The sequence below is a fragment of the Flavobacterium sp. HNIBRBA15423 genome, from assembly GCF_052655965.1.
Map to the genome: position 1 here is coordinate 883,384 of NZ_CP199751.1, position 23,395 is coordinate 906,778.

General features: G+C 32.5%; 21 protein-coding genes and 3 tRNA genes. 11 read left to right on the plus strand and 13 right to left on the minus strand.

Annotated features, from left to right (window positions below):
• Window positions 1-51: 51 nt before the first annotated feature.
• Complete coding sequence (locus ACULEV_RS03945; RefSeq protein WP_445457377.1) at window positions 52-822, minus strand: helix-turn-helix domain-containing protein; 771 nt, start codon at window positions 820-822, stop codon at window positions 52-54.
• A gap of 999 nt (window positions 823-1,821) precedes the next feature.
• On the opposite strand from ACULEV_RS03945, the gene ACULEV_RS03950 reads away from it, so the two are divergent.
• From ACULEV_RS03950 to ACULEV_RS03985, 8 genes are all read left to right on the plus strand, one after another.
• A complete protein-coding gene (locus ACULEV_RS03950) occupies window positions 1,822-2,439 on the plus strand; it encodes a TetR/AcrR family transcriptional regulator (RefSeq protein WP_445457378.1) in 618 nt (205 codons plus the stop codon).
• Window positions 2,440-2,492: 53 nt separating this feature from the next.
• The gene (locus ACULEV_RS03955) at window positions 2,493-3,830 is read left to right on the plus strand and encodes a TolC family protein (protein WP_445457379.1); all 1,338 of its coding nucleotides are present in this window, start codon (window positions 2,493-2,495) and stop codon (window positions 3,828-3,830) included.
• 19 nt (window positions 3,831-3,849) lie between these two features.
• On the plus strand, window positions 3,850-4,941 hold the full coding sequence (locus tag ACULEV_RS03960) for an efflux RND transporter periplasmic adaptor subunit (protein ID WP_445457380.1): 1,092 nt from the start codon (window positions 3,850-3,852) through the stop codon (window positions 4,939-4,941).
• Window positions 4,942-4,948: 7 nt separating this feature from the next.
• The gene (locus tag ACULEV_RS03965; RefSeq protein WP_445457381.1) at window positions 4,949-7,999 is read left to right on the plus strand and encodes an efflux RND transporter permease subunit; all 3,051 of its coding nucleotides are present in this window, start codon (window positions 4,949-4,951) and stop codon (window positions 7,997-7,999) included.
• Between the two features lie 344 nt (window positions 8,000-8,343).
• The gene (locus tag ACULEV_RS03970; protein ID WP_445457382.1) at window positions 8,344-9,243 is read left to right on the plus strand and encodes an alpha/beta fold hydrolase; all 900 of its coding nucleotides are present in this window, start codon (window positions 8,344-8,346) and stop codon (window positions 9,241-9,243) included.
• A gap of 21 nt (window positions 9,244-9,264) precedes the next feature.
• The gene (locus tag ACULEV_RS03975; RefSeq protein WP_445457383.1) at window positions 9,265-10,266 is read left to right on the plus strand and encodes an NADP-dependent oxidoreductase; all 1,002 of its coding nucleotides are present in this window, start codon (window positions 9,265-9,267) and stop codon (window positions 10,264-10,266) included.
• Window positions 10,267-10,313: 47 nt separating this feature from the next.
• A complete protein-coding gene (locus ACULEV_RS03980) occupies window positions 10,314-10,550 on the plus strand; it encodes an SDR family NAD(P)-dependent oxidoreductase (protein WP_445457384.1) in 237 nt (78 codons plus the stop codon).
• Between the two features lie 221 nt (window positions 10,551-10,771).
• Entirely contained in the window at window positions 10,772-11,215 is a 444-nt protein-coding gene (locus ACULEV_RS03985) for a PaaI family thioesterase (protein ID WP_445457385.1), read from the plus strand.
• Between the two features lie 243 nt (window positions 11,216-11,458).
• Here ACULEV_RS03985 and galA read toward each other — a convergent pair whose 3' ends face one another.
• The 5 genes from galA to ACULEV_RS04010 all read right to left on the minus strand — a co-directional run bounded on the left by galA (window position 11,459) and on the right by ACULEV_RS04010 (window position 15,181).
• Window positions 11,459-14,281: a beta-galactosidase GalA gene (gene galA / locus ACULEV_RS03990; protein ID WP_445457386.1), complete on the minus strand. Its 2,823-nt coding sequence runs from the start codon at window positions 14,279-14,281 to the stop codon at window positions 11,459-11,461.
• Window positions 14,282-14,378: 97 nt separating this feature from the next.
• Window positions 14,379-14,678: a hypothetical protein gene (locus ACULEV_RS03995; protein WP_445457387.1), complete on the minus strand. Its 300-nt coding sequence runs from the start codon at window positions 14,676-14,678 to the stop codon at window positions 14,379-14,381.
• Between the two features lie 205 nt (window positions 14,679-14,883).
• Window positions 14,884-14,965: transfer RNA gene (locus ACULEV_RS04000), tRNA-Leu, on the minus strand.
• Window positions 14,966-15,008: 43 nt separating this feature from the next.
• Window positions 15,009-15,081, minus strand: a tRNA-Lys gene (locus tag ACULEV_RS04005).
• Window positions 15,082-15,108: 27 nt separating this feature from the next.
• Window positions 15,109-15,181, minus strand: a tRNA-Lys gene (locus ACULEV_RS04010).
• A gap of 129 nt (window positions 15,182-15,310) precedes the next feature.
• On the opposite strand from ACULEV_RS04010, the gene ACULEV_RS04015 reads away from it, so the two are divergent.
• Window positions 15,311-15,829 (plus strand): shikimate kinase, encoded by a 519-nt coding sequence (locus ACULEV_RS04015; RefSeq protein WP_445457388.1) that lies wholly within the window; start codon window positions 15,311-15,313, stop codon window positions 15,827-15,829.
• Here ACULEV_RS04015 and ACULEV_RS04020 read toward each other — a convergent pair.
• From ACULEV_RS04020 to ACULEV_RS04030, 3 genes are read right to left on the minus strand one after another with little or no spacing between them, the layout of a single operon-like run.
• Complete coding sequence (locus ACULEV_RS04020) at window positions 15,821-16,315, minus strand: phosphoribosyltransferase domain-containing protein (RefSeq protein ID WP_445457389.1); 495 nt, start codon at window positions 16,313-16,315, stop codon at window positions 15,821-15,823. The two genes, ACULEV_RS04015 and ACULEV_RS04020, sit on opposite strands and share 9 nt — an antisense overlap.
• A gap of 9 nt (window positions 16,316-16,324) precedes the next feature.
• Window positions 16,325-16,903: a methyltransferase domain-containing protein gene (locus ACULEV_RS04025; RefSeq protein WP_445457390.1), complete on the minus strand. Its 579-nt coding sequence runs from the start codon at window positions 16,901-16,903 to the stop codon at window positions 16,325-16,327.
• The gene (locus ACULEV_RS04030) at window positions 16,890-17,279 is read right to left on the minus strand and encodes an RNA-binding S4 domain-containing protein (RefSeq protein WP_445457391.1); all 390 of its coding nucleotides are present in this window, start codon (window positions 17,277-17,279) and stop codon (window positions 16,890-16,892) included. The genes ACULEV_RS04025 and ACULEV_RS04030 overlap by 14 nt, the downstream gene beginning before the upstream one ends.
• Window positions 17,280-17,355: 76 nt before the next feature.
• On the opposite strand from ACULEV_RS04030, the gene ACULEV_RS04035 reads away from it, so the two are divergent.
• Window positions 17,356-18,306, plus strand: coding sequence for an FKBP-type peptidyl-prolyl cis-trans isomerase (locus ACULEV_RS04035; protein WP_445457392.1), 951 nt, complete (start codon window positions 17,356-17,358; stop codon window positions 18,304-18,306).
• Window positions 18,307-18,401: 95 nt separating this feature from the next.
• Here ACULEV_RS04035 and ACULEV_RS04040 read toward each other — a convergent pair whose 3' ends face one another.
• The 4 genes from ACULEV_RS04040 to ACULEV_RS04055 form a co-directional block, all read right to left on the minus strand.
• Window positions 18,402-19,358, minus strand: coding sequence for a transketolase family protein (locus ACULEV_RS04040; protein ID WP_445457393.1), 957 nt, complete (start codon window positions 19,356-19,358; stop codon window positions 18,402-18,404).
• Window positions 19,359-19,376: 18 nt separating this feature from the next.
• Window positions 19,377-20,225 (minus strand): transketolase, encoded by an 849-nt coding sequence (locus ACULEV_RS04045; RefSeq protein WP_445457394.1) that lies wholly within the window; start codon window positions 20,223-20,225, stop codon window positions 19,377-19,379.
• 143 nt (window positions 20,226-20,368) lie between these two features.
• Entirely contained in the window at window positions 20,369-21,751 is a 1,383-nt protein-coding gene (locus ACULEV_RS04050; protein WP_445457395.1) for an NAD-dependent succinate-semialdehyde dehydrogenase, read from the minus strand.
• A gap of 26 nt (window positions 21,752-21,777) precedes the next feature.
• A complete protein-coding gene (locus ACULEV_RS04055) occupies window positions 21,778-22,077 on the minus strand; it encodes a hypothetical protein (RefSeq protein WP_445457396.1) in 300 nt (99 codons plus the stop codon).
• A 179-nt stretch (window positions 22,078-22,256) separates the two neighbouring features.
• Between ACULEV_RS04055 and tgt the strand changes: the two genes are divergently transcribed.
• Window positions 22,257-23,387, plus strand: coding sequence for a tRNA guanosine(34) transglycosylase Tgt (gene tgt, locus ACULEV_RS04060; protein WP_445457397.1), 1,131 nt, complete (start codon window positions 22,257-22,259; stop codon window positions 23,385-23,387).
• Window positions 23,388-23,395 lie beyond the last annotated feature (8 nt).

The window sequence follows — 23,395 nt, forward strand, 5'->3', positions numbered from 1 at the left end:
AATAGTAAATAACTTGCTTGTAAAAAGCAATCCAATATTTACAAATTTCAATCAATTTCTATATTTTAATGGAGAAAGTTTGGTATGTCTCTTGAAAAAGTTAGAAAAATGGGATACTTCATCAAACCCAAGTGCAAATGCAATTTCCGAAACATTCCATTTGGTTTGCTTCAGCAATATCTTGGCTTCTTCGGCTATTCTACCATTGATAATTTCGATGGTACTTCTACTGGTAGTTTCTTTCAATACTTTATTAAGATGGTTTACATGGATGCCAAGTGAAGTAGCAAAATCAAGTGGCGATTTGAGTTGTATCACTTGGGCGTTGCTTTCAATAGGAAACTGTCTTTCCAATAATTCTATAAACAATGATGTAATCCTGCTAGCGGCATTGGCTGCATTAGGAATACTTTCCATTGATTTTAATTTTTGCCCCTTATGAATGAGCTCTAAAACATAATTACGAAGTAAATCATATTTAAAGGCATAGTCTGAAGATAATTCAGTATTCATTTTCTTGAATACTTCTTCCATTTCCTGATATTGCTCATCGTTTAGCTGATATACAAAATCACTATTGGGTTGATAAATAGGTAACTCATCAATAATCAATCCTGTTTTGGATTTGGATAAAAATTCTTTAGTGAAAACACAAAAAGAACCAGACTGGTCTTGACTTTGGGGCGTGTAGCGATAAGGGATTTTTGGTGTGGCAAACAATATGCCCTGTTTATCTATAAGTACGGTTTTATCTGCATATTCTACAAGGTTGCTTCCTTTTATCAAACTGATTTTGTAATATAACCTTCGATTATAGGTCATCTTTGGTTTTTTGTTGTCGCAATGGTAGAATTTTGCTGTGTCGAAAACATTAAAGTGTCCTAAGTCATTATTGCTTTTATTATCCAAAAAGTAATCAAGCTGGCAACCACTATCACTACATACCTCTTTATAAAATTCCTTTATACTAATATTTTTCATCTTTGTAAAATTCAAATAATGTCAAAAGTAGACATTTATTGAGATACTTGTATTTGTTATTGAAATATTTGAAAAGAAATTTTATTTAAGTATCATTTAATTTATAAATAAAAAACCACATGGTACAGTTTAGCATCATATGGCTTTATGTGACACTCACTGTGCAATTGTCGGATCATTTTTTACAGGATTTAAGGAATTTAGCTTTAAGAGAATTCATATTATAATTTGACAAAGATGATTTCACTTTACCTGCTCAATTCATATCTATCTACAATCAAATAGTATAAAAAAAACGATTACATTCTTTATTGGATTGGAGTATAAAACCCCATATGAAGCAGAACGAGAATTATATCAGTTAAAGTTTTATATGAAGACCTTGAAATATGATTAAGTTTTGGTAATAAACTTAACTTACTACCAGCTTAATTAATTTTCTATATACTAAACAGTGAATTTAAGAAGACAGATTCTTCTCTATTATATCCAACCAAAAAATGAGCGTCTATTTAAAAGAAATAGCTGGAGTTTGTGAAATTGAAAAAGAACTAACCTTCATATTGCCCGACTTCCCTTTACAACAACTGTAACGCTAACCAATGGTGTTCCAATTGAAAGTGTAAGCAAAATGCAAGGAAACAAAAACTTGGGAACTACCCAGCATTATGCCAAAATATTGGATAGAAAAGTGAGTGAGAATATACAGGTTTTAATAAAGAAGTTTATCATTTTAAGCACAGTAAACTCATCACATTTAATTAAAAAAGTAAAATAATTACAAAAAAAATGAACGTTGTTCAAAAAATAAACATATATTTGCAAAAGAATTTACTAGTTATGAGTATAGCAGATAGAAAGGCAAAAGAAAAAGAAGCGTTAAAAATGCTTATTCTAAAAGGAGCAAAAAAGCTTTTTTTGGAAAAAGGAATTGAACAAACCACTATTAGAAACATTGCCGATGAAATAGATTATAGCGTTGGTACTGTATATGTCTATTTTAAAGATAAAAATGCCATTTTACACGATTTACATTCTATAGGTTTTCAGGAATTGGGCGGCTACTTTAAGGAATTGTTTAGTATAGAAGACCCAATGCAACGACTTCGAAAAATGGGATTTATCTATATCAAATTTGCACTCGAAAATCAAGAAATGTATGATTTGATGTTTAATGTTAAAGCACCTATGGAATTTTTGGAAAACTCCAATAATGACGATTGGGACGAAGGAGCAGTGACGTTTGGTCATGTTAAGAAAACAATTGAGGAATGTATAGACAAAGGGCATTTCGTTGGACATAATGTAGAACCCCTTTCTTTCATGGTTTGGAGCTTAGTACACGGTATGTGTTGTCTCCAAATTCGTCAGAGAATCACAGGTGTGAAGTTCACTAATCCTGACACTATTCTGTTTGATGGATACAATGAATATTTAAAAATAATAAAAAAACTATAATATTTTTTTTGACTAAAAAATGAACAACGTTCAATTAATAAACAACGTATAAAATGATAAACAAAACACTAACTCTGGTACTGGCCTTACTTGGATATCTAGGATATTCTCAGAGTAAGCTTGACGGCTATATTGAAGTCGCACTAAAAAATAATGAAGTAATAAAGCAACACAACTTTGATATCAACAAAAGTATGTGGGCTTTAAAAGAAGCACGTTCCTTGTTCTACCCTACCGTTTCCTTAAATGGAAGTTATACCAAGGCAGAAGGTGGAAGAACGATTGACATTCCTATAGGTGATATGCTAAATCCGGTATATAATACCTTGAATCAAATTACTAATTCCAATGCTTTTCCAACTTTAGAAAATCAATCTGTCCTTATTAATCCAGATAACTTCTATGATGCAAAAATTCATACTACAATGCCTTTACTGAATTTTGAAATCATTTATAACAAAAGGATTATAACCCAACAAACGACTTTACAAAAAATAGAATTGGAAATCTACCAAAGAGAATTGGTCAAGGATATAAAAATTGCCTATTACAAATATTTACAATCGTTAGAGGGAATTAAAATTTACGAAGATGCTTTGGCACTTGTTAAGGAAAACCAAAGAGTAAACCATTCCTTATTTAAAAATGATAAAATTAACCGTACAGCTGTCTTACGAAGTGATAACGAAGTCATTCGTATTGCAGCCAATTTGGAAACGGCGAAACAAGTTAGCAATAATGCCAGAGCATATTTTAATTTCCTGCTCAATCAAAAACTTGATACTCAAATAATAGTTGATGAAAACAAGGATAACGTACCTGATGCATTGGTGGAAGAGAATACTCAAAACAGAGAGGAAATCAAAAAGCTGGAACAAGTAAAAGAAATAAACGATAACGTTAGCAAACTCACAAAGTCACGCTGGTTTCCAACATTAAGCGGTTTTGCCGATTTTGGATTTCAGGATTTTGATTTTGAAGTAAATAAAGATTCTCGCTATTACTTTGCAGGTTTGTCTCTTGAGTGGAATATTTTTTCTGGAAACAAAAATAAATACAAACTCAAACAAGTAGAACAGGAAACAAAAAAAATCAGTTCACAGATTGACCATGTAAAACAGCAATTACTGCTTCAGTTTCAGATTTCACAAAATAATTTGAAATCAGCTTTGGAGCAATTCCATGCCGATAAAAATCAAAAAGAATCAGCTAAAAAATACAATGCCGATATAACCAAACTTTACAAAGAAGGACAGGCTATTTATATCGAGCTTCTGGATGCACAAAACCAATGGGTAAATGCCCAGCTTAATGCAAATATCTCTCTTTATAATTCTTGGATCGCTTTCGCTGAAATGGAAAGAGCCAACGCAACTTTTACTTTTAAATAAATCAAAAAAACATAAGATTATGAAATCAAAGATTGACGAACACCAAAAAAATAATTTTACACTTGTGAGTAAAACAACGATACTAGTTTCCCTTTTGACTTTACCACTTTTTTTCTCTTGTAAAGAAGAAAAAAAGGAAAACAATCCATTTGAAACTGCTGATATTATTTCAATAAAAACAGCAACAGTTGAATCTTTAGCACTTACAAGTACTATAAGTGCATCGGGGTTAGTAACCACAGAAAACCAAGCTAATTATGGATTTAAAATAGGTGGTGTTATAAACCGAATTTATGTAGAAGAAGGTCAATTTTTCAAAAAAGGACAACTTTTAGCCTCATTAGATCAAACCGAAATCAATGCAGGTTTGAATCAAGCAGATTTGAATTTGAAAAAATTTGAAAGGGATTATGAACGCGCAAATAATCTATACAAAGACAGCGTCTATACTTTAGAACAGCTTCAAAACACAAAAACAGGTCTGGACATTGCCAGAAAGCAAAAAGATGCCGTTGCTTTTAATTCCCGCTACGCTAAAATATATGCTATGGCTGATGGTTTTGTAGCCAATAAAATAGCAAATGAAGGTGAGGTAGTTGGTTCTGGCTCTCCAATTTTGGCAATCAACGAAACATCGAAAAACAACAATTATCTTTTGAAAGTGGGTTTGACGGATAAAGAATGGGCTTCGGTAAAAATAGGTCAGAAAGCCATTGTTACCCTTGACGGATTTCCTGATGAAAAATTTGAAGCTACCCTTTTTAGAAAATCGCAAGCGTCAGATGCTGCCCTTGGGTCTTTTCAAATAGAACTCAAACTAAATATGAAAAACCGAAAACCTGCTGTGGGGATGTTTGGGAAAGCGGAAATACAAACCGATAAAGCCGAAGATTTTATGGTCATTCCTTATAATTCACTTATTGAGGCTGACGGTAACAAAGCCTTTGTGTTTGTAGTGGAAAATAACAAAGTGAAACGTCAACCCATTACGATTAATAAATTCGACAATGACAAGGTGTTTGTAAAAGATGGTCTTCAAAAAACAGACCAAATAGTGACTTCCAACAGTGCCTATCTAAACGAACAATCAACAATAAAGATCATTAAATAATAACATCATGAAGATTACAAACTTTGCCGTTAAGAATTATCAGTTCACACTGATTATCTTTCTTCTTGTTGCAGTCGTAGGGTTTCTTACCTTATTTACGATGCCAAGAGCAGAAGATCCTTCCACGGAACCACCACAATACTTAATTACGGTTATTTATCCCGGTACGAGTCCAAAAGATATGGAAGAACAGGTCGTAAAACCTATTGAAAATAAAATTTACGGACTGGAGAACATCGAAAAAATATTGACAACCGTAGAAGATGGTGTTGCCGCTTTTCAGGTAAAATTCAAGTATGGAGTTGATGTTGATAACAAATATCAGGAGATTTCCACGGAAATGAACGCACTTAAAAGCAGCGAACTTCCAAAAGACATTTATCAAATTAAAACAGAAAAAATAGCGTCTTCAGATGTTAATATTCTTCAAATTGCTTTGGTTTCTGAAAATGCGTCTGATAAAAAATTACGTGATGAAGCGGACAAATTAAAGACAAAAATTGAAAAAATAACCAATCTTAAGGACGTAGAATATGCTGGAATTCCGGAACAGGAAATTCGAGTGGATTTGAACATGGAAAAATTGGCACAATTAAAAATCCCATTAAATATAGTGATGGGAAGTTTACAAAGTGAAGCTGCCGATATTCCTGGAGGAAGCATCGATCTTGGTAGCAAAGTTTTCAACGTAAAAACGAGCGGTAAATTCAAAAATGCCGATGATGTTGCCAACACGGTTGTTTACAATGCCAACGGTAAAATCATCTATATGAAAGATGTAGCCGAGGTAAGTTACAAATCTGAAGTGGTACACCATATCACCAGAATCAATGGACATCGATGCGTTTTGGTGTCTGCCGGAATGAAAGACAATGTAAACATAAGCGATGTTCAGAAAGAATATTTACCATTAATTGAGGAATTTTCAAAAGAACTGCCTTCAAATATCAAACTAATTAAAAACTTTGACCAAGCCGATATGGTTTCTAAACGATTAGGACACTTGGGTATTGAGTTTACAATTGCAATCGTTTTGGTTATTATTACGCTGTTGCCTTTAGGCTCAAGAGCATCTGTTATTGTTATGATTTCCATTCCATTATCCTTAGCGTTGGGATTAATTGCGATGAATGCTTTAGGGTATTCCTTAAACCAATTAAGCATTGTTGGATTGGTGGTCGCTTTAGGTTTACTGGTAGATGATAGTATTGTGGTTGTCGAAAATATTGAACGTTGGCTTCGTGAAGGGCATTCTAAAATGGATGCTGTTTTAAAAGGAACAAAACAAATAGGAATCGCAGTTGTGGGATGTACTGCAACATTGGTGATTGCCTTTATACCACTGGTTTTTCTTCCTGACATGGCAGGTGAATTCATCCGAAGTTTACCTATGGCGGTTATCACGAGTGTATTGGCTTCTATGCTTGTGGCTTTGACATTGGTTCCGTTTTTAGGAAGTCGGTTCTTAAAAACACACGAACACGAAGGAGGAAACATATTTCTTCAGTATTTGCAAAAATTCCTTACGAGATCGTACAAAAATATTATGCCTAAAGCATTGAAGTTTCCAAAAACTACGATTGCCATTTCTATATTTTTAAGTGTTATCGCTTTTGGACTGTTTTCTGTAGCCGGATTTAAGTTATTCCCGACTTCTGAAAAACCAATGTTTTTAGTCAACATAAAAATGCCCCTTCAAGCCAATATTTCGGAAAGTGACAGGGTGACAAAAATTGTGGAAGCCGAGTTGAAAAACCATAAAGAAATTGTGTATTTCACCTCAAATGTTGGAAAAGGAAATCCACAGATTTACTACAACGTACATCCACAGGACAGAAAATCTGATTTTGCTCAAATTTTCGTTCAATTGGAAGATGAAGCAAAACCTTCGGAGAAAACAGCACTAATTGAAAAATTGCGAGAAAAATTCAAAACGATGCCTTATGCCAAAGTAGAAGTAAAAGATTTTGAGCAAGGAACACCATTGGAAGCCAATATTGTTGTGCGATTATTTGGCGAAGATCAGGAAGTTTTACGCAAATTATCTTCTCAAGTAGAGACTATTTTACGAAATCAAGAAGGAACGGTTTATATCAACAACGAGTTAAATACGTATAAAACCGATGTTAAGGTAAAAATTAATAAAGAAAAAGCAAGAACATTGGGTGTGCTAACAAGCGAAATTGACAAAGTAATTCGTCTTGCCGTTGCTGGTTTAACAGTTGGAGATTATATTGATGACCGTGGCGATGCCAGAAACGTAACGATCACACTGCCAAGAGATAAATTTTCCAATCTGGATGCCTTAAAAAATTTATATGTCAATAATGTTCAAGGAACACCAATTGCACTAAATCAGATTGCAACAGTATCTTTTGAAACGGCACCCACAGCAATCAATCACTTTAACAAATCACGCTTTTCAAAAGTTAGTGCCATGACAAAAGAAGGTTATTTAGCGAATGACCTGTTGGTAGATATTATTCCGAAATTGGATAAGCTCGAAATGCCTAAAGGCTATTATTACAAATTATCTGGAGAAAAAGAATCGGAAGGTGATGCATTGGGAGGCAATTTTCTATCTGTAATAATATTGAGCACGTTTTTATTCATTGCTGTTTTGTTGTTGCAATTTAAAACATTCAAAGGAATCATCATCGTCATGTCAATCATTCCGTTAGGTGTCTTGGGAGGCGTACTATTTTTAATAGCTACAGGAAACCCAATGTCGTTGGTTTCTATTATCGGTTTCATCGGATTGTCTGGAATTCAAGTCAAGAACTCCCTTCTTCTGGTCGATTTTACAAACCAATTAAGACAAGAAGGAAAGTCGATTGATGAAGCGATTGCCATTGCTGGAGAAACCCGTTTTCTTCCGGTAGTATTAACATCCCTTACGGCAACCTGCGGTTTGATTCCTTTAGCCCTAAATTCCAATCCTCAAATATCTCCGTTGGCGATTGTATTAATTGGAGGACTCATTAGTTCAACAATCCTGGCAAGAATTGTAACACCTGTAATGTATAAATTAATTCCACCTAAACTAGATGAGATATAAAAATGAATGTCATCTATTATAATATTAAAGACGATTTGATTGTCAATAACTTAAAGGAGACAATTAAGTCCAAAATAGACAAAATATATTGGATGGACAATCTTGTTTTAATAGAACCTGAGAAATTAAACTTTAAAAATATTGTTGAGCTTTTATACAGCTTTTTTAAAGAGCACAAATTAGATATTGAAGATTTTGTTTATATCTTTAATTTTTCGGGGATTTATGAAAACAATTGGTTTTGTGAAAGACTGAAAAGAAAAGGATTAAAACGAATAAGCTCAAATTTTAAATAGAAAAAAATAATAAGAAAATATTCAATCTTCTTTTTGTTAATCATAACAATGATGGCGAAATCAACAGGACAAACAAATAACACAAATAACAATAATTTATTAAAAACTACAATTATGGAATTTAAAAATGTAAAAACACAGTCAATTAATATTGAAGGAACAGAATTTTTTTATCGCAAACTAGGCGAAGATAAACCAGGCTTACCAATAATTTTTCTAAATCACTTAACCGCTACAATGGATGATTGTGACCCAAAAATTATGGAAGGCTTCGCTTCCGAACATCCAATCATTTGCTTTGATAATCGAGGCATAGGTTCTACAGGAGGAGTAACTCCAAAAAACGTTGCAGAAATGGCTACAGATGCAATAGCTTTTATAAAAGCACTCGGTTATCAAAAAGTTGACCTTTTCGGGTTTTCATTGGGTGGTTTCATCTCACAGGAAATTTTACTTCGTGAGCCACAACTTGTACGCAAAGTAATTCTTGCTGGTACTGGACCTGCTGGTGGTGCTGGTATTAGCAAAATGACACCCGTAGTTATCAAAGATGTAATCAAAGGGAGTTTTACCTTCAGAAATCCAAAATTCTATTTATTCTTTAACAGCAATGCCAATGGACACAAAGCGGCAAAAAGCTATCTCAAAAGGCTAAAAGAAAGAAAAGAAAATAGAGGCGAGAAATTAAAAATGAAACATTTGACACATCAGCTCGAAGCAATAAAGGCTTATGGATTGCAAGCTCCGCAAGACTTATCAGTAATTACACAAGCTGTCTTAATTGTAAACGGTGACAACGATAAAATGGTTCCTGCCAGTAATTCATACGAATTAAAAAATCGCATAAAAAATTCAGAGATAATTATTTACAAGGATGCAGGTCACGGTTCCATATTCCAAAATCACGAAGATTTTGTAAAAAGAGCATTAGAATTTTTAACTAAATAAATAACAAACAAAGAATAGAAAATGAAAGCATATACAATAAATCGTTACAGCAAAGAAGATAAATTGCAACTTGTAGAAGTTGCCGAACCTGTCATTAATGAAAATGATGTGTTGGTTCAAGTCCATTCGGCAAGTATCAATCCGTTAGATGTCAAACTAAAAAGTGGTGAGTTTAAGTTGTTACTTCCATATAAATTTCCGTTGATTTTAGGACACGATGTTGCAGGCATTATTACAAAAGTGGGTTCAAAAGTTAGTCGTTTCAAAGTTGGTGATGAAATTTTTGCTCGTCCTAGCGATTTCAAAATCGGTGCGTTTGCGGAATACATTAGTATCCATGAAAACGATATAGCCTTGAAACCAAAAAATATTTCAATGGAACAGGCAGCTTCCATTCCTTTGGTTGCTTTAACGGTCTGGCAAGCTTTCGTCGAAAAAGCAAAACTCAAAAAGGATCAAAAAGTATTTATACAGGCAGGTTCAGGTGGTGTCGGAACGATTGCCATTCAGTTGGCAAAACATTTGGGTGCGACTGTCGCTACAACAGCAAGTGCCGGTAATTTTGAATTAGTCAAAAGTTTGGGTGCCGATATTGTGATTGATTACAAAACACAAGATTTTGAAACGATACTAAAAGATTACGACTTGGTGCTTAATAATCAGGACGAAAAAACGCTTGAGAAATCCATGAAAATATTGAAGTCAGGCGGAAAAGTCGTTTCTATTTCAAGTCCGCCCGATCCTGCTTTCGCAAAAGAAGTAGGGTTGTCGTGGTTTATGAAAACAGCGATTTTCTTTCTGAGTAGGAAAGTCAGAAATCAAGCAAAGAAACTTGGTGTTGATTATTCGTTTCTGTATATGCAAGCCAACGGAAAGCAGTTGTCTGAAATCGGAAAGCTTATTGAAACAGGTGTCATTCGTCCTGTAGTTGATAAAGTGTTTTCGTTTGAACAAATGAACGAAGCAATGTCTTACGTTTCAAGTGGTCGTGCCAAAGGAAAAGTTGTCGTTAAAGTCAAGTAGTTTTGTCGGTTGAACGGTATTGTTAAAGTTGCAGCTAACTACCAAATATGAGTAAGTTAAAGCAGGGTGAAATTATAACTGTAGGTTCATTTCTAGGGTTAATTGGGCATCCCAATTATAGTTACTATTCATCTTCTAAACACGCACTAGAAGAATATTTTAAATCATTGAGGTTTGAATTAAATCAATTTAATATCAAGATTAGTATGGTTGAACCGTTGTTTCATAAAACTAATTTAATTAATAATTCAGTTTCAACCCACGGAAATATTAAAAGATTATGATGAGTTTAGACAAAAAGTTCAATCATACTATAACGACGAATTCAAAAAATCTCTCAGGCCAACAGTTGTTGTAGATACAATTATTAAAATTATTGATTCCAAAAACCCAAAATTCAGTTATCCAGTTAGAGATGGGACATCAATGATTCTAACTTTGCAACGATTTGCATATAATGCTTTTGAGAGTGTTGTTTTAAAAGGAATAAATAAATCAAAATAAAATGGAAAATAAAAGATTGCAGTTAGTTCAAAGTTTTATTGGAAAACCATTTTCAGGAAGTCCGTCCCCATTTGCCAAATGGCTAAGCGGGACGGTGATTTCTGTTGATGAAAATTCAGTTGAATTTGAATTTACAGTTAGAAAAGAAATGACCAACCCTATTGGGATGCTTCATGGAGGTGTTACTTCAAGCATGATTGACGATTGTATAGGAGTTAATTTTATGATACTTGGTTTAGAAAACTTCTATCCAACTATTAATTTAAGTGTTGATTTTTTTAATTCAGCTTCTGAAAATGATACTGTTTTGGTTAGAACAGAATTAATCAAGTTAGGGAGAACTGTTATCAATTTCAATGCGGTAGTCATAAATCAAAACAGTAGGAAACTGGTTGCTAAAGCAAGTTCTAATCTAGTAATTAGTTCTATTAAAATTCCAGATTAGAACTTAGGTAAATTGCTTAATTTTCCAAATACTTAGACCTTTTTGTGGATATATATGATTTATAATTATGCTAAAGTTTTGGATAGAAAAGTAAGTAAGGATACAAGAATAATGAAAGATAAATTTACAATTAATACAAAAAGAGCTACAATGATGCAGCTCTTTTTTCAATTTAATTAAATTAAGGTGTTAAATGTAATGACCTCCTGCAACTTCTATACTTTGCGGTTAAACTACATAAAACTATTTTTTCAATACTAAATTTCCCGCTTGTAATCCTCTGGCCGTAGCCGTTAAAATTACTTCACTTGCATTTTCTTCTTTTTGAATAATGATTTGTGCGTATCCGTTAAATAACTTTCGTTTCCATGATTCTGCCGGTGTAATTACCTGAATAATTCCGGGATCTGTATTCATCACATCCCAATCTCTTACTTTTTGTAATGGCGGTGCAATAATTTGGATGGTGTTTGTTCCTTGTTTTAAAACACGGGTATCAAAAACATATTTTTGGTCATCTTCTATGGTTGGCGCAATTTTATTTCCGTTGACAAAAATTACCGCATTTACTCCAATTTTTTTATAAAAGAAAGTAACTGTATTGCTTTTAAGATTGTTCTTCAAATCAAATTTACCTCTGTACACATAAGCCAGAGCCTGATTTTTATAATCACGGTCTTTAAACGCTGCTGACCAGTTATTATCAGAATCTGTTACTTTTTGATTTGAATCTGCAGAAGCCAGTTTTTTTTCTTCAAAATTACTGATAGTAACAAGTTCAATATCATCAATAAACTGGTCTTTTTCTAAAGATGTCGGATTTCCATTTCCAACTCCAAGAATCTTTCCGCCTTTTATAGAAAATGTTATTTCATGATTTGCTGTTGGTACATGCACGCCTTTTTTATCTGTTGTCTCAACCGTTACTACAACAACATTACTATTTGTCTGGTTTTCTTTATCAACCAAAAGTTTTATATTTTCAGGATTATCAGTTGTTTTCTGAATTTCCGAAAGTATTTTTTTACCATTTTTATATCCAATCGCTTCAAGATTTCCCGGTACATATTTTACTTTCCATTCTAAATGTCCGTATTGCTCCATTCTCTTTTTTCCAAGGCTTTTTTTGTTTAGGAAAAGCTCTACTTCATCACAATTTGAATGTACCCAAACGTCGATTTCCTTACCTTCCATTCCGCTCCAGTTCCAATGTGGCATGATGTGCAGGACAGGTTCATTTCCCCACCAGGATTTTAAGTAAAAAACATTGTCTTTTGGAAAACCGCAAACATCCATCATTCCAAAATAAGAAGTTACCGATGGCCAGCCGTAAGGAGTTGGTTCTCCGCGATAATCAAAACCAGTCCAGATAAACATTCCAGCCAAATATGGACGGGTTGCATAAAATTTCCAGCCTTCTTCAATACTGTAAAAAGAGGGACGAGGTTTTCTGTCGTAAGCGCTTTGATAATGTTTGGTATCATCTGTAAAATAAATACCGCGTGTTGCAAATGTTGAACCTTCTTCGGTACCCATTCCGGGTTGTTGCTTAAATTCATTTCGGTGTGCATCAATATCACCGTTGCCCATATAATTATAACCCATAATTTCGACTACAGATGATATTCCGCTTCTAAAACCACTGCTGACTCCAACAGTGACAGGTCTAGTTGAATCGATACTTTTTGTAAATCCCTGCATGACATTCGTAATTCGCTCACCAACAATTCCACCTTCAATATTCCATTCTTCATTTCCAACAGACCAGCAAAAAATACTCGGATGATTACGGTCGCGCTCGATCATTCGTTTTAAATCATGTAAGTGATAATCATTAATTCCCATCAATCGGGTTTCATCAATAACCAGCATTCCTAATTCATCACAAGCTTTAAGCAATTCAGGTGTTGGAGGGTGATGCGAACATCTATACGCATTCGAACCCATTCCTTTCAGTTTTTTGATTCTGAAATACTGCAATTCATCTGGCAAAGCAGTTCCTATTCCCGCATGATCCTGATGGTTGTTGGTTCCTTTTAGTTTTAACACTTTTCCATTAAGGAAGAAACCTTTTTCGGCATCAAATCTTATTGTTCTTATTCCGAAAGAAGTTTCATAATGATCAATAATTTTTCCCTCTTGTTTAATCTGAGTTACTAAACGATATAAATTCGGATTTTCAATATCCCATAATGATGGATTATTTACTTGTAATTTTGAAGAGTAATTTGTTGTTTTATAAAAAGCAGGTGCTGTCGCGTTTTCAGAAACAGTTGCAATTTGTTTTCCAGAAGCGTCCAAAACGCTCTGAATAATTTCGATTGAACCTTTATAATTGCCTTTGTTTTCAATGGTAACTTCGGCTGTAACTTCAGCGTTATTTTCTTTTATTTCTGAGGTTACATAAGTTCCATTTTCTGCAACATGAATCGGATTCGTTTTCTGTAAATAAACATGTCTGTAGATTCCGGCACCTTCATAAAACCAGCCTTCTTCCATCGAGGCATCAACACGCACCACAATTGTGTTTTCTCCGCCATAATTTACATAGGCCGTTACATCATATTCAAAACCATTGTAACCGCTTTCTTCAGTTCCGAGGTAGTGTCCGTTAAAAAACACTTTTGAATTCCTAAAAACACCATCGAATTTTAAAGAAATAATTCGGCCTTTATCCATTTCCGGAATACTGATTTTTTTTCGGTACCAGCCGATACTTTTTTCAGGAAAATTTTTTCCAGCAGTTTTAAATCCATGACTGAAACTGGCTTTTTCGCTAAAAGACTGCTCGACAGCCCAATCATGTGGAAGATCTAACTTTCTCCATGCACGGTCATCGAAACCCTGGGCTGCCGGTCCATCACCATATCCGGTTTTAGTTAAATAGGAAAAATATCCTGTTGCATGATTAAAATCTTTCTGGGTATCATATAAATGACCAAATGAAAAACGCCAGTCTTTATCAATTAAAGTCAAATCTCTTTCGGTGTGGTTTTGTGCCGAAATACTAAAAGATATTGAAAATAGTAAAAAGAAAAAAAATCGATTAAGAGAAATAGATTTCATAAATAATTCCAGTTAATTTGATAGTTACTCAAAGGTTATAAATATACCCTTTTTGAATTACAGGAATTAATAGTATTTTATCAAAATATACTAGATTTTAGTGGTAAAAATCATCATTAAGAACGGTTTTTGATACATTTTTTTGTTCTGTTTCTTCCTTGCAACTCATAAAAATTCGCAGTATTTCTTCCATTTCATTATGCTGAAACTGGGTAAGATGTTCTTTATCATGTGACTGAATGAGATATCTAGATTGTTGGTTGATGAGTTGAGTTGCCATATCTTTATAGGCTTTCATTCTTTCAAACTCTTCTTCATCTAAAAATTGCTTTACATTATCTAACTTTACATCATTATCCCAAAAAGCTAGTCCTGATTTTTTTATATTTTCGTGCACTTCTTACCAACTGTTCCATCTGTACCTTGTTGTTTTCAAGACATAGGTAAAAGTAACTGAAGACGATGTGGGTGCAACCAAGCAATGTTTACTCTTACAGTATTTCGAACCATTTTTTAAATGAAATAAGAGCAACAATACGTATGTGGTTCAATAAATAAAATAAGAAGCCACATGGCACTGTTTGGCACCATATGGCTTTATGTGACCATGATCAGATTCGAACTGACACGTCTTGCGACACCACCCCCTCAAGATGGCGAGTCTACCAATTCCTCCACATGGCCTTAAATAAAAAAAGCTATCCATATAATGGATAACTTTTAGTAGTGACCTGGCTGGGGCTCGAACCCAGGACCCCATCATTAAAAGTGATGTGCTCTACCAACTGAGCTACCAAGTCGATGCATTGTTAGGATAAAAAAAATAGTGACCTGGCTGGGGCTCGAACCCAGGACCCCATCATTAAAAGTGATGTGCTCTACCAACTGAGCTACCAAGTCATTTTGATTCCTTGAATGCGGGTGCAAATATATTAACTAAAATTTATTTTCCAATGGTTTTTTCTTATAAATTTGTCTTTTTTTTTAATTTATTTTTTAACTACTTAATTTTAAAGGAATTATTAAAATATGAAAATAATTTTAGTGGGTTATATGGGGTCAGGGAAATCTACAATTGGGAAACAACTCTCTAAAAATGTAGGAATTCCCTTTTACGATTTGGATGAAATAATTCAAAAAACAGAAAATGAAACAATAAAATACATTTTTGAAACAAAAGGAGAAGTTTATTTTAGAAAAATTGAAAGTCTTATTTTTAGAAGTTTTATTAAAAATACAAATGATTTTATTTTGGCATTAGGAGGAGGTACTCCTTGCTATGCTAATAATCATGAAATTCTTCAACAACAAGATATACACTCTTTTTATTTAAAAGGTTCTATAGATACATTAACACATAGATTGTTTCAAGAGAATGAGAATAGACCTCTGATTTCAAAATTGTCAGAAAATGAATTAGAAGAATATATTAGAAAACATCTTTTCGATAGAAGCTATTATTATTTGCAATCAAAAGAAGTTGTTTTAATAGATAATAAATCAATTGAAACTATTAGTGATGAAATAGAACAAAAATTATTAGCTTAGATAAGCATAACTGTTATTTTCTTCAAAAACAACTTGAATGTGTTCTTGTAAAGATGTTGATAAAGACAAACCTTTAAAATCTGCTTTTACAGGATATTTTTTGTGGTTTCTGTCTACAAGTACCGCAGTTTTAAATTTACTTAAAGGAACTTCTAAGAAGTGTTTTACACCATATATTAATGTTGTGCCAGAACTTAAAACATCATCAACAAGAATTAGTGCTTTGTTTTTATAAATTTCACTACTAATAGATGTAGTAATTGTTTCTTGTGGATTTTGTTTGTTAATGTAAACTTCGCATAAAAGAACTTTTAAATCAGAAATTGTTTCTAATTCTGTTGCTATTTTTTTTGCTAAAATAAATCCACTTTTAGAAATACCTGCAATAATAACTTCTTTTTCATCTACAAATGTTTCAAAAATTTGATAGCTAATTCGTTTTATTTTATGTTCTATTTCTTTATGAGTTAAAATTATATTTTGCATGTTGTGAAATTATTTTTTTTCAAAGATAAAAAAGAGTTCTCTTCCTAGGCGAGGTTTTATAGAATTATATGCTTTTTCAAGAATTTTTATTGCAAATAGCTCTGAAAAAGAATCTCTATATTCGTCAATATTTCCTCCAAAAGGCGGTCCTTCTTTGGTCAAAGGGAAATCAAAGAGCAAGCCAACTATCTTTCCTTTTGATTTTAATAAAGAATGCGTTTTAGTGATGTAATTCTTTCTAAGAATTGGATTTAAAGCACAAAAAAAGGTTTGTTCAATGATTATATCATATTCTCCCTTGTGTTCAAAAAAGTCACCTAGTATGATTTGGTTTTCAAATTTTGGATTTTTAGACCGTAATTTATTTATGGGTTGAGATGAAATGTCAATAACATAAACATTTTTAAATCCATTTTCTATTAGGTAATCAAATTCGTAACTGTTTCCTGCACCAGGGATTAATATTTTTAGATTTTTGTCATTAATTTGATCTATATATTCTTTTAAGGGTTTTGTAATTGATCCAGTGTCCCATCCAATGTCATTGTTTTGGTATCTGTTTTCCCAATATTCTTTATTCAGATTCATCGTTAAAATCAGTATCAGTTGTGTAATCGTCTATGTCTCTTCGGTCTTTCTTTGTGGGTCTGCCTTCTCCTTTTGCTCTGTAATATTCTTTGCTAAGTTTAAGTAGTTCTAAATGTGCAAAAGCTTCATCTGGTGTTGTGTCTTTTCTGTAAATGTCTACAAGTTTTGCACCTACTCTGTTAGGTGGTATATCTAAAATAGTAAACTGATAATTGATTTGATCTTTTCTTAGAACAATTTTGTCAGTAGGATATACTTCTCTTGAGGCTTTCGCTACTTGACCATTTACAGTAACGTGACCCTTTTTAATCGATTCAGCAGCTATATTTCGTGTTTTGAAATACCTCGTGCACCATAAAAATTTATCTACTCTCATTTTTAATCAAAAATCAATGTTAATTTTTATACAAAAATAAAGGAAAATTGTATCTTGCGACTCAAATTTTATGAAAATGAAGAATATTTTAAGAGTTGGTTTTTTTTTAATAATACTTATATCTGTTATTTCTTGTAAAAAGGATGATTCAACAAGTTCAGAAATAGTTTTAAGAGATAGGCAAGAGGTTTATGATGAGAATATTTTAGAAATAGAAAGTTATTTACAGTCAAATTATTTAGAACTTGATGCAGATTTAAATGCTACAGTAAAAGAGATTGATGGTTCACAAACTTCTATTTGGGATGATGCGACTTATCCCTTACAATCAATGATGGTTAAAAATGACGTAAGGACATCTAACTTTACTGATGGTGTATCTACAGATGTTGTGGATTATAAATTATATTATGTTATCTTAAATGAAGGAGGAGGAGTTAATCCAACTCAAGTTGATTCTGTTTTTACTGCTTATAAAGGTTGGGATTTTGAAAACAAAGTTTTTGATCAAAATAATCAAGGTGTTTGGTTCACATATCCTCAAACAACACAGTTTGATCCTCTTTCGATTTCTGGATACAGACAGGTTTTATCAAAAATTAAAACAGAAGCGTCATCTACACTTAATGGAGATGGAACAACAACTCATACTGATTATGGAAATGTTTTAGTTTTTATTCCTTCTGGTTTAGCCTATTTTAATTCTTCGATTTCTGGTAAATCTTATAATCCTATTGTTTTTCAAATAAAACTATTTAGTCGTAAGCAAAACGATCATGATAGAGATAGAATAAAGAGTAATAATGAAGATTTAAATGGAGATAATGATTATTATAATGATGATTCAGATGGTGATAAAATTCCTAATTTCTTAGATATCGATGATGATGGTGATGGAATAGTTACTAAAACTGAAATTATTGAGACTAATGATGGAAATGGAAATATAACTTATTATTCATTTGATAATATTCCTTTCTGTAATTCAGGATCTATTAAGAAGCATTTAGATGCTAATTGTCATTAATTAATGTAAAAAGCACTAGTGCTTTTTACATTATAAAAGAATGCCCAATTGAAACTTCAATTGGGCATTCTTTTATAATGTAAAATATAAAGAATTTATTGTTTTCTCTTTATAACTTTTTCTACAGCATTAATAATTGCATCTGCATTTAATTTGTATTTTTCCATTAATTGTGCTGGAGTTCCACTTTCTCCAAAACTATCATTAACAGCAACATATTCTTGAGGAGTTGGTTTGTTTAGCGATAATGTTCTAGCAACACTTTCTCCTAAACCTCCTAAAATATTATGTTCTTCTGCAGTAACAATGCAACCAGTTTTTGTAACTGATTTTAAAATTGCTTCTTCATCCAAAGGTTTTATAGTGTGGATATTTATTACTTCTGCTGAAATACCTTTTTCTTCTAATTTTTCAGCAGCAATTAAAGCTTCCCAAACTAAATGTCCTGTAGCAACAATTGTTACATCAGTACCTTCATTTAGCATAATAGCTTTTCCAATTATAAATTCTCCATTTTCAGGAGTGAAGTTGGCAACACTTGGCCTTCCAAAACGCAAATAAACTGGACCATGATAATCTGCAATTGCTATTGTAGCGGCTTTTGTTTGGTTATAGTCACAAGGATTGATTACCACCATTCCAGGCAACATTTTCATTAATCCTATATCTTCTAAAATTTGATGCGTTGCACCATCTTCACCTAAAGTTAAACCAGCATGGGAAGCACAGATTTTTACATTCTTGTCAGAATAAGCAATAGATTGACGAATTTGGTCATAAACTCTGCCTGTTGAAAAATTTGCAAAAGTTCCTGTAAAAGGAATTTTACCACCAATTGTCATACCTGCAGCAATTCCCATCATATTTGCTTCAGCAATTCCTACTTGGAAAAAACGTTCTGGGTGATTTTTCTTAAAATCATCCATTTTTAATGAACCAATTAAGTCTGCACAAAGTGCCACTACATTTTCATTTTTCTGACCCAGTTCTGTAAGTCCAGCACCAAAACCAGAACGTGTATCTTTATTTCCTGTATTTGTATATTTTTTCATTGTAATTTTGTTGGAAGATTAATAGTCACCTAAAGTTTCTGGATTTTGTGCTAATGCGTTTGCTAATTGTTCGTCATTTGGAGCTTTACCATGCCAAGCGTGAGTATGCATCATGAAATCTACTCCATTACCCATTTCTGTATGCAACAATACACAAACAGGTTTTCCTTTTCCAGTTCTTGATTTTGCATCAGTCATTCCTGCAATAATAGCGTCAATATTGTTTCCGTCCTTTATTTCTAATACATCCCATCCAAAAGCTTCAAATTTTGCTTTTAAACTTCCCATTGGAAGAACTTCATCAGTAGTTCCGTCTATTTGTTTTCCATTAACATCTATAGTTGCAATTAAATTGTCAACTTTTTTTGCAGATGCATACATTATCGCTTCCCAGTTTTGACCTTCTTGTAATTCTCCATCTCCATGAAGTGTATATACTAAATTGAAATCGCTGTTTAATTTTTTTACTTGAGCTGTTCCTAAAGCAACACTTAAACCTTGACCTAAAGAGCCTGATGCCATTCTAATTCCAGGTAAACCTTCGTGAGTTGTAGGATGACCTTGTAATCTAGAATTTAATAATCTAAAAGTTGCTAATTCACTAACAGGGAAATAACCACTTCTGGCTAAAACACTATAAAAAACAGGTGAAATATGACCATTTGATAAGAAGAAAACATCTTCATTAATTCCATCCATATCGAATCCTTCTTTGCGTGTCATAAGGTTTTGATAAAGTGTAACTAAAAATTCGGTGCAGCCAAGAGAACCTCCAGGATGACCAGAATTTACAGCATGTACCATTCGTAAAATGTCTCTTCTTACTTGAACTGTTAATTCTTGTAGTTGTTGTGTGTTTGGTTTCATTTTAATGTTAAAATTTGAAAATGCAAATATAAGTAGTTTAAAATTATTAATTTCTAATTTACTGTCTTGACTTTTTAAAAGTTATCTACAAAAAAAATGTCTTACTATTTAGTAAGACATTCGCAATATGAATTATTTAAATTTTATAATTTATCTTCTTCGGTTAACACTCTAATTAGTTTTTTGTTTACAAATTCATCTATCCCTAATGGAGACAATTCTCTTCCATATCCAGAATTTTTAGTTCCTCCAAATGGAAGCTCTATGGATGATTTTGTAGGATGATTTATGAAAACCATTCCGGAATCTATCTGATTTGCTAATTTTTTAGCTTTTTCTAAATTTTTGGTAAAAATAGAACAGCCTAATCCAAATTCGGTGTCGTTTGCTAAAGTTATTGCTTCTTCTTCATTTTGAACTACATAAAAGCTAGCTACAGGACCAAAGAGTTCTTCTTTATAAATTTCCATTTTTGAAGTTATATTGGAAATTATAGTGGGCTCCATAAAAAAACCTTTTAGATTAGCACGTTTTCCACCAATTTCAATTTTTGCTCCTTCTGAAACTGCTTTATTTACTTGATTCAATAATGTGTTTAATGCATCTTCGCTTGAAACAGGACCAAGTTGAGTTTCCATATTCATTGGATCGCCTAATTGCAGAGTGCTCATTTTGGTTTTAAATTTGGTTAAAAACTCTTTTGCAATTTTTTCAACAATAATAAATCGTTTAGCAGCAATACAACTTTGTCCATTATTTATAGTTCTACCTATTATGGCTAAATTTACCGTTCTATCAATATCAGCATCTTCTAAGACAATAAATGGATCACTTCCTCCCAATTCTAAAACGGATTTCTTTATATATTTACCTGCCATCATTGCTAATTCTGAGCCTGCTTTTTCACTACCTGTTAAAGAAGCTCCCTGAATGCGTTTATCGGCAATCAATTTAGTAACTTTTGAACCACGAATAAATAGATTGGTGTATAATCCTTCTGGTGCATTTGCTTCTTTAAATATATCTTCAATGGCTTTAGCGCATTGAGGCACGTTAGAAGCATGTTTTAATAAAATTGTATTTCCAATCATAATGTTTGGTGCTGCAAATCTAGCTACTTGATAAAATGGAAAGTTCCAAGGTTCTACACCTAGCAAAACTCCAATCGGACTTTTTTTAATAAATGCTTCACCAACATCAACTTTTAAAGATTCATCTGCTAAAAAATCTTTTGCATTTTCAGCGTAATATTCAAAAATAGATACAGCATAATCAATTTCATATTCTGCTTGTTTGATTAGTTTACCCATTTCTAATGTGATTAGTCTAGCTAATTCGTTTTTTTTGGAACGAAGAATAGAACCAACGTTATTCAGAATTGCTGCTCTTTCTTCAAAAGTAGTTTTTTTCCAATTTTGATAAGTAGAATAGGCTACATTTACAGCTTCATCTATTTCTTTATTAGTCATTTCATCATATGATTTTGAAATTTCTAAAGTATAAGGGTTTATAGATTTTATTGCCATTTCTTAGTTCTATTTTATTTAATAAATTATTTTGTATCTGCTTGACTGTAATAATTGTTTTCTTCGTCTTCGCTTCCAATGTTTTCTTGTACATCGTCTAACTCAGCACCAGGGATATCTAAATCAACACCTGTTTTTACATCCTCAAATGATTTGTCATTCATTTTGCCAACAATAATTTTATTCGACTTCTTTTTAGAGATATCTTCAGGGTTTATCTCTTTTTCTTCTTTGTCTTTATTATAAATGTCTTCAGATGCAGGATAGTTCATCGCTTTTAATTTGGACTCTATGCTAGCTTCTTTATTTTTTTTTGAATTTTTCATGATTTTTAATTTATGAATTAATAATACAAAGTTCTTCATTTTAACGTTGTTTAAGTTACATTTTTTTAATTAAAAATTCTATAATTAGTATGTTTTTTACATGTTTATCTGTTAAATAATATAATAAATTATAATCCATCGTTTGGAAAACAATTATATTTGCCCTGTAAAAATTTTATATGAAGTTTGAATTATTAAGCAAAGATACTAAAAGCCAAGCAAGAGCAGGGAAAATAACAACTGATCATGGAGTGATTGAAACTCCTATTTTTATGCCTGTTGGGACTGTTGCTTCTGTTAAAGGAGTACATCAAAGAGAATTAAAAAATGATATTAATCCAGATATTATATTAGGAAATACTTATCATTTATATTTACGTCCACAAACTGATATTTTAGAAAAAGCTGGAGGATTGCATAAATTTATGAATTGGGATAGAAATATTCTTACTGATTCTGGTGGTTACCAAGTATATTCACTTTCTTCAAATAGAAAAATTAAAGAAGAAGGAGTGAAATTTAAGTCACATATTGACGGTTCGTATCATTTTTTTTCACCAGAAAATGTAATGGAAATACAAAGAACTATTGGTGCAGATATCATAATGGCATTTGATGAGTGTACACCTTATCCTTGTGATTATCGTTATGCAAAACGTTCTATGCACATGACTCATCGTTGGTTAGATAGATGTATTACGCATTTAGAAAAATTGCCTTTTAAATATGGCTATGAGCAAACTTTCTTTCCTATTGTACAAGGAAGTACTTATAAAGACTTAAGAGAACAATCTGCAGAATATATTGCAAATGCTGGTGCACAAGGAAATGCTATTGGAGGATTATCTGTAGGTGAACCCGCAGAAGAGATGTATGCAATGACTGAAGTAGTAACGGCTATTTTGCCTGAAGATAAACCTAGATATTTAATGGGTGTAGGTACTCCAATTAATATTTTAGAAAATATTGCACTAGGTATAGATATGTTTGATTGTGTTATGCCAACTCGTAATGCTAGAAATGGAATGTTATTTACGGCTCATGGTTCTATTAATATAAAAAACAAAAAATGGGAAGCAGATTTCTCTCCAATTGATGAAATGGGACATACTTTTGTTGATTTAGAATATTCGAAAGCATATCTAAGACATTTATTTGCAGCAAATGAATATTTAGGAAAACAAATTGCTACTATTCATAATTTGGGTTTCTATATGTGGTTAGTGCGTGAAGCAAGAAGGCAAATTATAGCTGGAACATTTAGAGAGTGGAAAGATAAAATGGTTATACAAATGAGTCAACGATTATAAATTCTAAA

Coding starts and splice junctions, on each gene's coding strand:
- ACULEV_RS03945 (WP_445457377.1), bottom strand. CDS start 822: ATGACCTATAATCGAAGGTTATATTACAAAATCAGTTTGATAAAAGGA.
- ACULEV_RS03950 (WP_445457378.1), top strand. CDS start 1,822: ATGAGTATAGCAGATAGAAAGGCAAAAGAAAAAGAAGCGTTAAAAATG.
- ACULEV_RS03955 (WP_445457379.1), top strand. CDS start 2,493: ATGATAAACAAAACACTAACTCTGGTACTGGCCTTACTTGGATATCTA.
- ACULEV_RS03960 (WP_445457380.1), top strand. CDS start 3,850: ATGAAATCAAAGATTGACGAACACCAAAAAAATAATTTTACACTTGTG.
- ACULEV_RS03965 (WP_445457381.1), top strand. CDS start 4,949: ATGAAGATTACAAACTTTGCCGTTAAGAATTATCAGTTCACACTGATT.
- ACULEV_RS03970 (WP_445457382.1), top strand. CDS start 8,344: ATGATGGCGAAATCAACAGGACAAACAAATAACACAAATAACAATAAT.
- ACULEV_RS03975 (WP_445457383.1), top strand. CDS start 9,265: ATGAAAGCATATACAATAAATCGTTACAGCAAAGAAGATAAATTGCAA.
- ACULEV_RS03980 (WP_445457384.1), top strand. CDS start 10,314: ATGAGTAAGTTAAAGCAGGGTGAAATTATAACTGTAGGTTCATTTCTA.
- ACULEV_RS03985 (WP_445457385.1), top strand. CDS start 10,772: ATGGAAAATAAAAGATTGCAGTTAGTTCAAAGTTTTATTGGAAAACCA.
- galA (WP_445457386.1), bottom strand. CDS start 14,281: ATGAAATCTATTTCTCTTAATCGATTTTTTTTCTTTTTACTATTTTCA.
- ACULEV_RS04015 (WP_445457388.1), top strand. CDS start 15,311: ATGAAAATAATTTTAGTGGGTTATATGGGGTCAGGGAAATCTACAATT.
- ACULEV_RS04020 (WP_445457389.1), bottom strand. CDS start 16,315: ATGCAAAATATAATTTTAACTCATAAAGAAATAGAACATAAAATAAAA.
- ACULEV_RS04025 (WP_445457390.1), bottom strand. CDS start 16,903: ATGAATCTGAATAAAGAATATTGGGAAAACAGATACCAAAACAATGAC.
- ACULEV_RS04030 (WP_445457391.1), bottom strand. CDS start 17,279: ATGAGAGTAGATAAATTTTTATGGTGCACGAGGTATTTCAAAACACGA.
- ACULEV_RS04035 (WP_445457392.1), top strand. CDS start 17,356: ATGAAGAATATTTTAAGAGTTGGTTTTTTTTTAATAATACTTATATCT.
- ACULEV_RS04040 (WP_445457393.1), bottom strand. CDS start 19,358: ATGAAAAAATATACAAATACAGGAAATAAAGATACACGTTCTGGTTTT.
- ACULEV_RS04045 (WP_445457394.1), bottom strand. CDS start 20,225: ATGAAACCAAACACACAACAACTACAAGAATTAACAGTTCAAGTAAGA.
- ACULEV_RS04050 (WP_445457395.1), bottom strand. CDS start 21,751: ATGGCAATAAAATCTATAAACCCTTATACTTTAGAAATTTCAAAATCA.
- ACULEV_RS04055 (WP_445457396.1), bottom strand. CDS start 22,077: ATGAAAAATTCAAAAAAAAATAAAGAAGCTAGCATAGAGTCCAAATTA.
- tgt (WP_445457397.1), top strand. CDS start 22,257: ATGAAGTTTGAATTATTAAGCAAAGATACTAAAAGCCAAGCAAGAGCA.